The sequence below is a fragment of the Ekhidna sp. genome, assembly GCF_040223195.1.
In the GTDB taxonomy this organism is placed as follows: Bacteria; Bacteroidota; Bacteroidia; order Cytophagales; family Cyclobacteriaceae; genus Ekhidna.
The window spans coordinates 1-14,854 of the sequence record NZ_JAVKDX010000022.1; the positions used below are offsets into that span (position 1 = coordinate 1).

At 39.4% G+C, this 14,854-nt stretch carries 13 protein-coding genes, 1 tRNA gene and 1 rRNA gene; 6 read left to right on the top strand and 9 right to left on the bottom strand.

Features of this window, described 5'->3' with window-relative positions; translation table 11 throughout:
* The 5 genes from RLN88_RS13600 to RLN88_RS13620 form a co-directional block, all read right to left on the bottom strand.
* A 16S ribosomal RNA gene (locus RLN88_RS13600) occupies nucleotides 1-425 on the bottom strand; the annotation flags it as partial.
* A gap of 353 nt (nucleotides 426-778) precedes the next feature.
* A complete protein-coding gene (locus tag RLN88_RS13605) occupies nucleotides 779-2,044 on the bottom strand; it encodes an adenylosuccinate synthase (RefSeq protein ID WP_350221961.1) in 1,266 nt (421 codons plus the stop codon).
* A 3-nt stretch (nucleotides 2,045-2,047) separates the two neighbouring features.
* On the bottom strand, nucleotides 2,048-2,386 hold the full coding sequence (locus tag RLN88_RS13610) for an STAS domain-containing protein (RefSeq protein ID WP_350221962.1): 339 nt from the start codon (nucleotides 2,384-2,386) through the stop codon (nucleotides 2,048-2,050).
* Nucleotides 2,387-2,395: 9 nt separating this feature from the next.
* Nucleotides 2,396-2,860 carry a Fur family transcriptional regulator gene (locus tag RLN88_RS13615; protein WP_350221963.1) on the bottom strand — a complete coding sequence of 155 codons (465 nt, stop codon included), beginning with the start codon at nucleotides 2,858-2,860 and terminating at the stop codon, nucleotides 2,396-2,398.
* Nucleotides 2,861-2,886: 26 nt separating this feature from the next.
* Nucleotides 2,887-5,085 (bottom strand): RelA/SpoT family protein, encoded by a 2,199-nt coding sequence (locus tag RLN88_RS13620; RefSeq protein ID WP_350221964.1) that lies wholly within the window; start codon nucleotides 5,083-5,085, stop codon nucleotides 2,887-2,889.
* A gap of 97 nt (nucleotides 5,086-5,182) precedes the next feature.
* On the opposite strand from RLN88_RS13620, the gene RLN88_RS13625 reads away from it, so the two are divergent.
* From RLN88_RS13625 to clpX, 4 genes are all read left to right on the top strand, one after another.
* Nucleotides 5,183-5,264, top strand: a tRNA-Leu gene (locus RLN88_RS13625).
* Between the two features lie 83 nt (nucleotides 5,265-5,347).
* On the top strand, nucleotides 5,348-6,664 hold the full coding sequence (locus RLN88_RS13630) for a trigger factor (protein WP_350221965.1): 1,317 nt from the start codon (nucleotides 5,348-5,350) through the stop codon (nucleotides 6,662-6,664).
* An 89-nt stretch (nucleotides 6,665-6,753) separates the two neighbouring features.
* A complete protein-coding gene (locus tag RLN88_RS13635; protein WP_350221966.1) occupies nucleotides 6,754-7,434 on the top strand; it encodes a ClpP family protease in 681 nt (226 codons plus the stop codon).
* Between the two features lie 6 nt (nucleotides 7,435-7,440).
* Nucleotides 7,441-8,670, top strand: coding sequence for an ATP-dependent Clp protease ATP-binding subunit ClpX (gene clpX / locus RLN88_RS13640; protein ID WP_350221967.1), 1,230 nt, complete (start codon nucleotides 7,441-7,443; stop codon nucleotides 8,668-8,670).
* Here clpX and RLN88_RS13645 read toward each other — a convergent pair.
* Entirely contained in the window at nucleotides 8,667-9,533 is an 867-nt protein-coding gene (locus RLN88_RS13645; protein ID WP_350221968.1) for a hypothetical protein, read from the bottom strand. The two genes, clpX and RLN88_RS13645, sit on opposite strands and share 4 nt — an antisense overlap.
* Before the next feature lie 79 nt (nucleotides 9,534-9,612).
* Here RLN88_RS13645 and RLN88_RS13650 point away from each other — a divergent pair, with 79 nt between their 5' ends.
* The gene (locus tag RLN88_RS13650; RefSeq protein WP_350221969.1) at nucleotides 9,613-10,296 is read left to right on the top strand and encodes a hypothetical protein; all 684 of its coding nucleotides are present in this window, start codon (nucleotides 9,613-9,615) and stop codon (nucleotides 10,294-10,296) included.
* Nucleotides 10,297-10,356: 60 nt separating this feature from the next.
* On the opposite strand, the gene RLN88_RS13655 is transcribed toward RLN88_RS13650, so the two are convergent.
* Nucleotides 10,357-11,178: a hypothetical protein gene (locus RLN88_RS13655; RefSeq protein ID WP_350221970.1), complete on the bottom strand. Its 822-nt coding sequence runs from the start codon at nucleotides 11,176-11,178 to the stop codon at nucleotides 10,357-10,359.
* 84 nt (nucleotides 11,179-11,262) lie between these two features.
* Here RLN88_RS13655 and RLN88_RS13660 point away from each other — a divergent pair, with 84 nt between their 5' ends.
* Entirely contained in the window at nucleotides 11,263-13,326 is a 2,064-nt protein-coding gene (locus RLN88_RS13660) for an FG-GAP-like repeat-containing protein (protein ID WP_350221971.1), read from the top strand.
* Here RLN88_RS13660 and RLN88_RS13665 read toward each other — a convergent pair whose 3' ends face one another.
* Nucleotides 13,327-14,463 carry an FISUMP domain-containing protein gene (locus RLN88_RS13665; RefSeq protein WP_350221972.1) on the bottom strand — a complete coding sequence of 379 codons (1,137 nt, stop codon included), beginning with the start codon at nucleotides 14,461-14,463 and terminating at the stop codon, nucleotides 13,327-13,329.
* Nucleotides 14,463-14,852 (bottom strand): T9SS type A sorting domain-containing protein, encoded by a 390-nt coding sequence (locus RLN88_RS13670; RefSeq protein ID WP_350221973.1) that lies wholly within the window; start codon nucleotides 14,850-14,852, stop codon nucleotides 14,463-14,465. The genes RLN88_RS13665 and RLN88_RS13670 overlap by 1 nt, the downstream gene beginning before the upstream one ends.
* Between the last annotated feature and the right edge of the window lie 2 nt (nucleotides 14,853-14,854).

The window sequence follows — 14,854 nt, forward strand, 5'->3', positions numbered from 1 at the left end:
ACCCAGAAGGCCGTCATCCTGCACGCGGCATGGCTGGTTCAGGCTCTCGCCCATTGACCAATATTCCCTACTGCTGCCTCCCGTAGGAGTCTGGTCCGTATCTCAGTACCAGTGTGGGGGATCATCCTCTCAGAACCCCTAAAGATCGTTGCCTTGGTGAGCCGTTACCTCACCAACTAGCTAATCTTACGCATGCTCATCCTGTACCGATAAATCTTTAATCACTTCAAGATGCCTATCTGTGATACTATAAGGTATTAATCCGAGTTTCCCCGGGCTATCCCTTAGTACAGGGTAGATTGCATACGCGTTACGCACCCGTGCGCCGGTCGTGTCAAAAGCAAGCTTCTGACTTACCCCTCGACTTGCATGTATTAGGCCTGCCGCTAGCGTTCATCCTGAGCCAGGATCAAACTCTCCATTGTATATAAATCTTAATGTACTGTTTAAACCTAGCTACTAATTCCTCAAATAATAATTGACATATCCAAGGTGGAACTTAATTGCTACATAACAACATCCGTTCAAAGAACTTTTGCTTGACTTTTCAAGCTTAGAGAGTGTTTAAAGACCGATTTTCGTTACTCTATGTCTTGCCTCCCTGCGAAAGCGGATGCAAAGATAAGAACATATTTTTTATCCAAACAAGGTTTTGAAAAATTATTTTCAAATTATTTTCAAAGTATCTCAGGAAGCGAATATATCGGAGGCTTTTCTCCGAAGCGGGAGGCAAAGATAACGAAAGGTTCCTTTCTGCAAAGTGGAAAAATGCTTTTTTCTAACTTTTTTTCAAGACCGTTTCCTTACGGTCTGGCCCTAAGGAAATTAGGGTTATCGGAACGTGCACTGATTCTTCTACTGAGCTAATGAATGATTTTAGATTATGTGGAAGATTGTTATACTCCAGAATGCCATCAAGCTCCCAAGAGGGCACTTCTTTAAAGATTGGAGAGTATGAATCATTATATACATAGGGAAACTCGCTGGTTTCTCCCCTATCAGAATTATAGGATTCGCAGATTTTTACTGGTGATACTCCTGAAAGTACATCTGCTTTCATCATGAAAAGCTGTGTGACCCCATTCAACATACAGGAATAGTTAAGGGCTGGTATATCGAGCCATCCGCATCGACGGGGACGACCCGTAGTTGCGCCAAACTCATTTCCCAATTTTCTAAGCTGCTCTCCTTCCTGATTGAAGAGCTCTGTAGGAAATGGCCCACTGCCAACTCTTGTGCAATATGCCTTAAAAATACCGAAGACTTCATTTATTTGATTGGGGGCGATCCCCAGTCCTGTACAAGCTCCGGCAGTGGTGGTATTGGAACTGGTCACGAATGGATAGCTCCCGAAATCAATATCGAGTAGTGTTCCTTGTGCTCCCTCTGCCAGGATGTCCTTGCCAGATTTCAGCGACTCGTGGATTAAATATTCAGTACTGATTATCCTGAACTGGCGCATTAACTCAAGACTGTGGAAGAATTGGTTCTCCTGCTCTATGAAATCATCTTCCAACTCCAGAGCCGAGAGCAGTGACAGATGCTGCTTCTTTAGTTTTTGATACTTCTCGTCAAAGTCCTTTTCAATGATATCTCCTATCCGTAATCCATGTCTACCAATTTTATCCTGGTAGGTTGGACCAATTCCTCTTAGCGTAGAGCCTATTTTCTCTTCTCCTTTGGATAATTCAAGTGCTTTGTCCAGAAGCTTATGTGTAGGGAGGATTAGCTGGGCTTTATTGGAAAGTACTAGTGTTTTTGTGGCATCCACACCAAATGGCTCCAGATCTCTGATTTCTCTCGCAAAAACAATTGGATCAATGACAACTCCATTTCCGATGATATTTAAGATCTCAGGGTGAAAGATTCCAGAAGGAATCTGGTGGAGAACATGTTTTTTTCCATCAAACTCTAATGTGTGCCCCGCATTTGGCCCCCCCTGGAAACGGGCTACTATATCATACTTTGGAGCAAGAAAATCTACTGCCTTACCCTTACCCTCATCTCCCCACTGAAGACCTAAGAGTACATCTACCTTTGACATTAACTATTTGATTTTTTGGAGTGCTTCTTCTTCTGATTCTGCAATATTAAAGATTGCCTGAAGTTTTGTCATAATGAGCAGTTTATTTACGTGCTCTGAAGGCTTAATAATGTAAAGCTCTCCATTCTTATTTCTAAATTTTGTGAGCAGGGTGATGAGCACACCTATGCCACTACTATTAATGTATCTCACGTCAGAGATATTTAGCAGGCAATGTGTGACCCCATTTGCTAGCGCATCATTGGCCAGCTCAACGACCTCCGGGCCATTGTTTTCTCCGATCAGGTCTCCGGAGAAACTGAGTTTTAACACTCTATCATTTATATCTTTTGTATATTTCATTATCTCTGATTAGGAGGCTATTTTGTTTTCGCAATTTTCCTTTTCGCAACTACCATACAAGATCAACGAATGGTGCAATACTTTAAATTGCAAAAGTTGACCAACGGTTGTTTGAATGTTCTGAATGCGCGGATCACAAAACTCATGTACTTTATTGCAGTCTGTGCATATAAGGTGATCGTGCTGGCGAAAACCATAAGCTTTTTCAAACTGAGCCAGGTTTTTTCCAAATTGATGCTTGGTGACCAAGTCACAATCTACTAATAAATCGAGTGTATTGTATACTGTAGCGCGGCTGACCCGATAATTTTTATCCTTCATGCTTACATATAAGGACTCTACGTCGAAATGTCCGTCTCGCAAATAAATCTCTTCCAGGATGGCAAAGCGCTCAGGTGTTTTTCTCAAACTCTTATTTTCGAGGTGAGCCTGAAAAATCTTCTTTACCTCATCCATTACTTTCTGTCCCTGCATATTGCAAATATAATTTATGCATTTGATCAGTTGCTACGGCTGACCTTTACTACCCCATTTACTTTTTCCAGTTTTTTCACCAGAATATCCATGTGTGCGGTATCCTCTACATATAAGCGGATGATTCCCTCAAAAATTCCACCCTCAGTATTTATGGAGAGCGAGCGCATATTGACCTTTAGTTCATCGGAAATGATATTGGAGACATCACTTACCAGTCCCATCCTGTCGGTCCCTATAATTGAGAGGGTGGCTTCAAATGAGTGTTTGCGGGAGGATGCCCATTTTGCCTTGATGATCCGGTATCCATAATTTGACAAGAGCTCGGCGGCATTGGGGCATGTGGTTCTGTGAATCTTAATGCCATCACTAACAGTTACGAAACCAAAAACATCATCACCTGCAATCGGATTGCAGCATTTTGCAAACTTGTAATCAATGATATCCAGATCCTCTCCCAGCAATAAAAGATCATTGTCTGTCTTGCGAACCTTGCGTAGTTTCTCTTCTATTTCTTTGGCTCCCCTTACATCTTGCTTTGGTTCGATCTTCTCAGTTTTTACAAACGACTTAATTAATGAATGGTCAATCTTTCCAGTGCCCACCAGGTAAAGCATATCAGCAGCTGACTTTACGTTGAAATAATGTGCAATATCCTCTAATACCGTCTGCTTATAGTTAATTTTTAGCTGCTTGAGCTTTCGCTTTACAATCTCTCTACCCTCGTCAATAAAAACTTTTCGCTCTTCCTTGAGCGCATCTTTGATTTTTGATTTTGCTTTGGAACTTACTACATATTGCAGCCAGCTTTCGTTTGGCTTTTGCTTGGTTGAGGTCAGAATCTCCACCTGATCCCCGTTTTTCAGTTCGAAGTTTAGTGGGACAAGCTTTTGGTTGACTTTGGCCCCCAGACAATGCTCCCCTATTTCCGTGTGTATGTCGAATGCAAAATCTAGCGCAGTAGCTCCCTGGGGAAGGGTTCTTAAGTCTCCTTTTGGGGTAAACACAAATACTTCATCACTATATAGATTAGACCTGAAGTCATCTACAAATTCAATAGCATTTCCATTATTTTGCTCTAATATTTCCCGCACCTTTGCGATCCACATTTCCAGCCCTGTCTCATCAGTGGTTTTGCCATCCTTGTATTTCCAATGAGCTGCATATCCCTTTTCGGCAATCTCATCCATCCGTCTGGTTCGCACCTGGACCTCCACCCACTTACCCGTATCACTCATTACAGTAGTGTGAAGAGACTCATACCCATTTGCCTTGGGAATACTAATCCAATCTCTTAATCGATCCGGGTTAGGCTGATAATAATCTGTAACGAGTGAATATACCTGCCAACAGAGTGCCTTCTCCTCCTTGTATGGTACGTCTAGAATAATCCGAATGGCAAACAAGTCATACACCTCTTCAAACGGCACATTTTGCTTCTTCATCTTATTCCAGATGGAATGAATGGATTTTGGTCTTCCTTTTATTTCATACTCCACACCAAGAGACTGAAGCTTGTCCTTGATTGGGCGTATGAAGTTTCTGATAAACTTGTTTCGGGAGTCTTTGGTCTCGTTGATTTTGCCGGCTATCTCATTATATACTTCCGGCTCGCTGTATTTAAGATATAAATCTTCCAATTCAGATTTGAAGGCATACAATCCCAAGCGATGGGCCAATGGCGCATACAAATAGATGGTTTCATTGGCGATCTTGAGCTGCTTATTTCTAGGCATGCTCTCAAGGGTGCGCATATTATGAAGCCTGTCAGCAAGTTTGATCAGAATAACCCTTACATCATGTGAAAGGGTAAGGAGCATCTTTCTAAAATTCTCTGCCTGCTGGGAGCTCCCATGATCAAAAACCCCGGCAATCTTGGTGAGCCCGTCTATGATCACTGCTACCTTCTTCCCAAAAAGTCTTTCGATATCTTCCAGGTCATATTCTGTATCTTCCACCACATCATGGAGAAGTGCGGCAACAATAGAAGTAGTCCCCAGCCCAATCTCGGAGACACATATTTCTGCAACTTCGAGAGGGTGAAAAATGTAAGGCTCTCCGGATCGTCTGCGCATCCCGCTATGCGCTTCCATGGAAGTATTAAATGCCCGTTTTATGATTTTGGCATCACCATCTTTTAGTACTGGCTTAGCCTTTCTGAGTAGTCGCCTATAGCGCCTTATAATCTCCCTTTTTTCTGATTCTAAATCTTCCTCAACTACCATAATAATTTTACAAAATTAAACCCTTGCTGAATCAAAAATATTATCTACTTTTGCCATCCCATTTTCAGCGCAAGAAAAAGTTCGAGCAAAGAAAAAAGCGGATGTGGCGAAATTGGTAGACGCACTAGACTTAGGATCTAGCGCCGCGAGGCATGGGGGTTCGAGTCCCTCCATCCGCACTGAAAAACAACCCTCTTTCCGAAACCCAATCTTGGGAACGCGTAAGAGGGTTTTTATTTTAACAACACCAAACAATAGTACGTTGGAAATAACTTTTGACAAAACCGAAAAAACACAAGGTGTAATTAAAATTAGCGTAAACAGAGCTGATTTTCAACCCGGCGTTGACCAAAAAATTAAAGAGTATAGCAAGACTGCTAATATCAAGGGTTTCAGACAAGGAAAGGTTCCTGAGGGCATGATCCGCAAGATGTATGGAAATGCTTTGATTGTGGATGAAATCAATAAACTGGTTTCTGACAAGCTAAATAGCTATCTAAGAGAAAGTGACACCCAATTTTTGGGTGAGCCCTTGCCTGTCAAAACCGATGAGAATTTCGATTGGGAGAATCAGGAGTCCTTTGAATTCAGATATGAAATTGGATTTGCCGAGCCTTTTGAAGTAAAGGTGGATAAAAAGGTAAAGCTGGATAAGCATTCTATAAAAGTTGATGACAAGGTAATTGATGAGACCATTGAAAACCTTCAACGTCAATTTGGAGAGATGGAGAACCCTGAAATTTCGTCTGAGAAAGATACACTTTACGGGAGAGTGAAATCAAAGGATGGCTCTGTCGATCAGGAAATCAGCATTGACCTGAGAGATGTGGAGAAAGGATCTCTGAAGAAATTGGTGGGCATTAAGAATGGTGCAGAAGTTGAAGTTGATCCTAAGAAAAGCTTCAAGCATGAGAGTGTCCTGAAAAACCAATTGAGAATGGACGATGATGAATTTAAGAAGCTCAAGAAGCTTACTTTTTCATTAAAGGCAATTAACCATTACAAACTGGCTCCTGTGGACCAGGAGCTGTTTGATAAAACATTCGGAAAAGGGACAATCAAAGATGAAGCGGGCTTTAGAGAAAGAGTGAAAGAAATCGTGTCACAGAATTACAAGGGTGAGGAAGAGCAATTCTTCAATCATCATGTGAGGGAAAAATTGACTGAAACAGCAAAAATCAATTTACCTGATGGATTCCTGAAAAAATGGCTAATTCGAACTAATGAGAATATCACCCCTGAATTGATGGAACTTGAGTATGGCTCCTATGCCCGAGAACTAAAGTGGTCCCTGATCAGAAACCAGATCGTGAAGAATCAGGGAATCAAAGTGGAGCACGAGGATGTTATCAATGAAGCAAAAGCATTGATAAAGCGTCAATTTGCCGGCTCAGGACTTGGAGATCAGATGAATGATCAGCTAGATACCTTCGCCAATAATTACCTTCAAGGTGAAAATGGGGAGAATTATATGAAAATTTTTAACCAAGTTCAGTCAAATAAAGTGCTTGATTATATCAAAAGTGAGGTTACTATCAAGGAAAAGGCAGTTTCACTAGATGAATTCAGAAAACTGTGATTTTGAACCAAATAGTATCATTTTAAGTTTTGAAGAAGTCCCTCTGGTGGGACTTTTTTATTTTTACATCAATATTTTAAATTATCAAGATGATTAATACTGAGGAATTCAGAAAATATGCCGTAAAAGGGCAAAACATTAGTGGTACTGCTTTTGACGATTATGTGCATCATGTTTCCAATCGGGTTGAAAATATGACCCGAGCGGTCATTGAGGAGCGTCCAACTAATTTCCGCGAAATAGACGTGTTTTCACGGCTGATTATGGATCGTATCATCTTCCTCGGTATGCAAGTGGAAGAAAACATCGCCAATATCATCACTGCTCAGTTGCTCTTTTTAGAGTCTGTTGATTCCAAAAAAGACATCCTACTGTATGTCAATAGTCCCGGTGGTTCTGTTTATGCAGGTTTAGGCATGTACGATACCATGCAGTATGTGAGCCCCGATGTGGCAACTATCTGTACAGGTATGGCGGCATCCATGGGGGCGGTATTGCTTTCGGGTGGTGCTGCTGGTAAAAGGTCTGCCTTACCTCATGCCAGAATCATGATCCACCAACCAAGTGGAGGTATGCAGGGTCAATCCAGAGATATGGAGATTACGCTAAAGCAGATGCAGGAGCTGAGAAAGGACCTTTATGACATACTGGCCAAGCATACTGGCAAAACGTACAATCAAATTGAAAAAGACTCTGACCGTGACTACTGGATGCGAGCGGCAGAAGCAAAAGAATATGGCCTCATTGATGAGGTGTTAGTGAAAAAATAAAAAATCATGGCTCAGGTTACTTGTAGTTTTTGCGGTAGAAACAAAAAAGATGTAGATCTGATGATCTCTGGCATACATGCACACATCTGTGATAAGTGTATTGCCCAGGCGCAACAGATTTTGAATGAAGAGCTGAAAACTACATCGGATAATGAAAGCCCCAACTTTAAGCTTGTCAAGCCTTCCGACATGAAGGCTCATCTTGATGAATTTGTTATCGGGCAGGATGAGGCCAAAAAGTATATTTCAGTAGCGGTTTACAATCATTATAAGCGATTGATGCAAACCCCCGACAAAGATGATATTGTGATAGAGAAATCCAATATCATCATGGTGGGCCAGACCGGGACGGGGAAAACATACCTTGCCAGGACACTCGCTAAGATCCTTCAGGTACCATTTTGCATTGCTGATGCAACTGTACTTACAGAAGCAGGATATGTTGGGGAAGATGTGGAGAGTATACTCACCAGACTTCTTCAATCCGCCAATTATGATGTAGAGGCCGCTGAGCGGGGAATCGTATACATTGATGAGATTGATAAAATCGCACGAAAATCTGATAACCCATCCATAACCAGAGATGTGAGTGGTGAAGGGGTTCAACAGGCCTTGCTCAAATTACTGGAGGGAACGACTGTGAATGTGCCGCCTCAGGGTGGAAGAAAGCATCCTGATCAGAAGATGATCAATGTGAATACTGAAAACATTCTATTCATTTGCGGGGGGGCCTTTGACGGTATAGAGCGACATATTGCTAATCGTCTAAATACCCGGCCAATTGGCTTTTCATCGGACAATGAATTCAAGACCACTGCGATTGACAAGGATAATTTACTTCAGTATATCACCGCCCAGGATATCAAGAGTTTTGGTTTGATACCAGAACTCATCGGTCGACTTCCGGTACTTACTCACTTAGATCCACTAAATATTGAAGCGTTAAAGCAGATTCTGACAGAGCCTAAAAATGCGCTTGTAAAGCAGTATACAAAGCTCTTTGAGATGGAGGATGTAAAGTTAGAATTGGAAGATGATGCGCTTGACTACATTGTAGAAAAAGCTATGGAATTTAAACTTGGAGCTAGAGGATTGAGATCCATTTGCGAAGCGATCATTACTGATGCGATGTTTGAATTGCCTTCTAATAAGGACATCAAAGAAATGGTGATTGACAGATCCTATGCAGCAGAGAAGTTCGAGAAATCGAAGTTCAATAAACTTCGAGCGGCCTAATCACGATCCTCTAATAATTCAACAATTTCCTGAGCTGCATATCTGGCAAATGGTTTATTGCCAAGGATAGACTTGAGTTCCTGATAATCTCCCAGAATGCCCGCACAATATTGATGGTCACTGAGTATTCGATCCAATTCGTTAATTATCAGCCCTGTCCTACTAATTGCAAGATTCCTAATCGACTCTCGTTTTAGGTATTGATTAATTACGGACTCCTTGTTTCCGGAAGTTTTGAATAGTGATGAATGATATACATTAATTACCGGCGCATTGGTGAGCACCGCAACCATATTGCTGAATTGATCTAAGGCAATCACCGCGTTGGATTCATTTGCTCTCTTGATTGCTTCATCCAAATTCTCTGAAAGGCAGTAATATTTAAACTGAATAGCTGGCTGCATTTCAGAAAGCTTACTAAATAGTTTCTCACCCTTCAGTGTTCTATCAAATCCCAGGATCGTAACATAAGGATGCCCGAACCCCAGAGAACCAGCAAGGTCCAACCCCTTGATATAGTCCGCCAATAAACTACCTTGACCATAGTCAACATCCTTGTAAATCTTAACCCCTTTGAGTTTTGATATCTTACTAAATGATCGCTTATCTAAAAGTGATTGATGAAAGAAGAAGGTCTGAATCCCTCTTTTTCTACCATAGCGAACCAATGGTAGCATTTTGACAGTCCCTACAACTATCAATGCATCTAGCTCTTTATTGTTTGCTTGTTGTTTTAAAGATTTTTTCGATGATTCAATTTCTACGATTTCTGCTCGGATGTCAAAGCGTTGTAGTTCTTTGGTGAGGAGGGATGATTCTGAGAAATTTTCAAGATCCCTTAAAAGCAAGATGCAATTACCCATTTGAATATTTCGGTAAATTTATTAGGTTATTAATTCACTAAAATGTTATAATCCATAAACACTATTAAATTATCAAACGATGAAGAGGTATAATCTAATAATTCTTGTAGCATTCCTATTCCATTTAAATCCCCAAAAAACAAATAGCCAAACTCTGCCATCTGCCACACTGATGAACGAGACCAACCCTGGTGGAAGAATTGATGAAATTTTTCTACCACCACCGATTACAAAAGGCTCAACGTTATTATTTGAAGACTGGATAAAAGGTGAAGTGGTACTAAGAAACGGAGACACTCTAAAAGGCCTCAAAATTCAATACAATTGTATCAATCATAGATTATTGGTGAAGTCTGGCTTAAGTCTGAGTGAGTTAGTCAATGATTTAGTGAAATATGTTTTCACAGAAAACCTAACATTATTTAATCCAGCAGTTTTAGGATTTCAAAAAAGTAATATTGAGGGATTGGTTGCTATAAATTATTCATCTTTAGAAAAAAAATTCATTATAGGCAATTCCTTTAATGTTGATGTTGAAAAAGCCAACTATAATCTATTGCTTAATCACGGGGATCGAGATAATACAATTGAAATTGAAAAAGAGAATCATCTTTTTTACGGCGATAAAGCTTATGAAATTCCAAAAAGAAAGAAAAAGCTTATTCAATTTATAAATAAAGAATTCGGATTTAGTGAAGAAAAAATAGACTTCAACCCATCTGACATTGAAAGTCTTTCATCATTTTTTGAAAATAGATTCTAAAAAGAAAAGAGGGCTTGAAAACTTCAAGCCCTCTTTTGAAATTGAATATTCAAGTAAAAATTAATCGGCTAGCGTAAATGTTGTCACACCCCGCTCACCAAATGCAGTTGCTGTCCAATAAATTGTGATTTCCCCAGTTCCAGGATCAATATTGCTATCTGGCTGAGCTCCATCCTGAATAATAGAGCCTCCAAATTGGTCACTTACACCAGTCCATGTAACTACATCAGTCGTTGTATTTATGGTCAATGTAGCAACCCTAGCTGATGTACCGTAATTGTCTGCATAACTTCCAGTATATAGTCCTCCAGTAATATCTGGTACTTGAACCAAGTTGCCAGTATTGCAATCAGGTGAGAATAAAACAACATTGGTCTCAGCATAAGGCCCTGACCCAAAATCATCTACCAAGATATCTCCGCTTACATCATAAACCCCAGCAAAATCACCGCAAATAGCAGTGAATGAAGTTGATTGTAAAACAGAACTCTTTCTTGTTAAGTCTCCATTCTCATCAGTTTGTCCATCATATACCACAACATTTATGGTCACTTCTCCAGAAACTGTATCGGGAAGCGTATAAGTGATATCAAAAGAACCTGAAGTAAGTCCTTCATAGTCACCCAATGAAAAAGTTCCTCCAACAGATTCACTTGCATCGTCTACTGCACTGACAGCAACAGAATCTAATCCGGCTGGAGCATCACTTACTGCTACAGTTACTGTCGTACTATTCCCTCCAGCAACTATAGTGTCTGATATTGACAGAGCGCTAACAGCTGGGGAATCCAAAAAACTGGGTGGATTGGCATCCGAAAAGTCATCCACGCAGGAAACTAGAGCTATTGCAGCCACTAGAAATAATAGTTCAATTCTCTTCATACTTAGTTATTTAGTTAGATTATATTAATACTTTCATACCTTCAAAAATATATATTTAGCTGATTAATGTAACAAAAATATAATATGTATTTTAAGAAAGTACCTATTTTGTTGGTTTCGTTGCTTGCATATTCAACTATTTCTTTAGGTCAATTTAATGAAATTAGTGGGGATCTGGGGCTTAAGCATTTGGCTATATCATTCGACCTAATAGGTGGTGGGGTGGCATTTATTGACTATAATAACGACGGGTTTGATGATATCATTGTTACAGGTGGAGCAATCCAAGACAAACTTTTTCGTAACATCAATGGAACACACTTTATTGACGTTACCGAAAGATCAGGTCTTAATAATATCAACTACTTCAAAACAACAGGAGTTTCTGTTGGGGATATTAACAATGATGGCTTTAGGGATATTTTTATTGGAACTGAGAAAAGAGATGCCTGTATATTATACTTAAACAATGGAGATGATACATTCACTAACATTAGCCAATCTGCCGGCATTAGTTCTAAAAAGTGGACAATTGGTTCACTTTTTATAGATGTAAACCATGATGGTTTGCTTGATATATATACAATAAATTACATTGAAGAGGGGAAGGCAGAATATGATAATGACGGAAATACAATTGGTTTCGATCATAAATGCTATCCAAATGATTTATATCTAAATAATGGAGATAATACTTTCACCTTATCAACAAACGATTATGGATTAGGGGATACTGGATGTGCTCTTGCAGTATCATCATATGATATTAATAAAGATCAATTAACAGACATTCTTATTGCGAATGATTTTGGAGAATGGGTTGAACCTAACAAGGCGTACATCAATAAACATCCTAGTACTTCATTTGAGGAAATATCTGACCAAATCGGATTGAATACTCAAATTTATGGAATGGGCATTGCAATTGGTGATATAAACGGAGATGGGCTAAGTGATATATATATAACAAATCTGGGTAAAAATGTTTTGCTAACACAAACTATAGATGGAAATTATGTTAATCAGACAGATACATATGGTGTAGGTTCGGAGTTTGAAGGAGAATATTTGTCTACAGGTTGGGGAAGTGTATTTGCTGATTTAAATAATGATGGTTTTGAAGATCTACTCGTTTCTAATGGCTTTATTCCCTCCGCATCCTTTATTCAAACATCAGAGATTGATCCGAATGAATTATACCTTAATCAAAGTGGTGAATCAATGATTGACGCGTCGGAAGAATGGAATTATACCGATAGTGGGATTTCACGAGGTGTGGCTGTTTCTGACTTTGATAACGATGGTGATCTTGATGTTGCAACAACTAAACTAGGGAAAATAATCGGAGATAAAGGCAACATGCTCTTCCATGAAAATATAAATGCTGCTGGAAACTGGGTGAAGATCAGACTAAAAGGAACCGAATCTAATATTGACGCTATTGGAGCTAGAATTGAACTCTATATATCGGATAGAACCCATCTACGGGAGATTCGGGGAGGATCTAGTCATGCATCACAAAACTCAATTACTGCACATTTTGGAATCGGAAATTTTAATGGTGAAATTCCCTTAACGGTATTTTGGACTGGTGGTGGTCAGCAGTCCTTTACATTACCACAAATCAATCAAGCCTATTATATCGAACAAGGTAATGATAATTTATATGTCATTGGTTGTATGGATGAAACTGCTGATAACTATTCTACAACCGCAACATATAATTCTGGTTGCATTAGATACTTAATGGGATGTATGGATCCTCGAGCCACTAATTATAATCCTAAAGCGACCATCCCAGGAAAATGCTCCTACCCCTCACATATTGGAGGCTGTACTGATCCGGAAGCTTATAATTATAATCCCTTTGTCACTATAGATGATGGTAGCTGTGATTATGGTACTGGATTTGAGTTTAACAATAATCTACAAGTGAAGCTTTCTCAGAGCCATTTAGAACTAAGTTCAAATAATTGGGACTTAGCAACTTCTACTTTTGACATACTTTCATTAGATGGAAAATACATCATTCAATCTTCAACTACTAAAGAAATAATTGACGTTTCAAACTTGAAACCTGGAATCTATATACTTAGAGTTATTCATTTTGATAGAATTTTTAATTTTAAGTTCTTGCTAAAGAATTAATCAATCTTTAACACAACGAACACAAAAACCATAGTCCTTTTCAAAAACAAAAATTCCAACCCCAATTTCACCGTCAAACAAAATTCGTTTATAAGAGTTTCTGGCATCAACCTCTGATGAAGTCCAAAAAACAGCTGAAATACCAGTATTTGAGAAACTGCCGTTCTGTAGCCGATCCCCTACTAGTTTAGCATCAAATCCAGATCCTCCTCCCTCTTGCAACGTAAGGCCATTCACTTCTTCCAAGGCTTCCAAATTGAGCCATTCTTGATGAGTTGAAACATGCCATCCAGAAGGACAGGCTCCTTGAAATGGTTCTTCTAACGAAAATATACTTGAATTGTAAGATTCTGAGATATTCATTACTCCTGCCCATGTGTAATACAATCCGGCATTCTCAATTGAATAACTACCTGTTCCCTGATAACTACCTTCTTCTGTTTGAAAACGTAGGTTCTCCGCAAACCAACATTCACTTCCCATTAATACAGTTCTGTATTCACTTCCATCACGAGGATCAATAAATATTTCACCACAATCGAAAGTATTTGAGCTCTGTCCTCCACCACTGCTCAAACTAATCCACTCCTCTCCATTAAAACCAACAAAATCAGTTCCATTCCATTTTATTGCACCTGCTAACGCGGGAACAGCATCTGATAATACCACCCCTCCTCTCAAAACTCCGTTGATTGGTGCAATAAAGGTCTTTTCTCCTTGAATTATTTGAGTTGTTTGAGTCAATCCATCACCACTTGATAGCGCAAACAGGGCATAAGGCACAGGTTGTAACTTCAGCGTACCAAGAGAAACATAATCGGAGTTCCTTTTCCTATCAATTAGTATCTCAAGACAAGTATTTAGTTTTGACCAGTCGATACTTTCAAAATCAGCGGTTTTATAACCACCTTCTCCAATAACAAATTCCACTCGTCCTAGTTGATCAGTTGATACCTCGTGAATCTCTGTGTACATCTCTACACCTTCAAGTCCTTCCTTTAGCTTGACCATAATATTAATGTCCTCATCTTTAAGAAGTGATCCATCAATTTTCCTTACAACCGCTTGATATTGAAATCCTTGACTAACGGCACTAAGGCTCAAAAGAAAAAAAATATAGGGTAGCAAATTTTTCATCACAACAAGACAATTTTCTTAACAAAGCCAGAATGATTTCTCAAATAATATACACCGGATCTCAAGCTGGATAGATCAATAATCCCAGGCTCAACATCAGTCATCAATAGGGTGCCTTTTGAATCATATATTGATAACATATCAATCATACCTTCAATATGGATAATCCCTTGAGATGGAATTGGCCATATAGAAATTTCATTTTCGATACTATCCTCATTGATGAGTTTCAGGCTTCCGATAGTCGGCTCAATGATATAAGTATCGTTCCCCAAAAAACCGTATGGATGGGCCACCCACTTATCGATACTAAGGCCTAAGTCCTTATATTCCTGACCTAACACCATAAAAGATGCGAAAAATAATAACAAGATTAAAAATCTTCTCATAA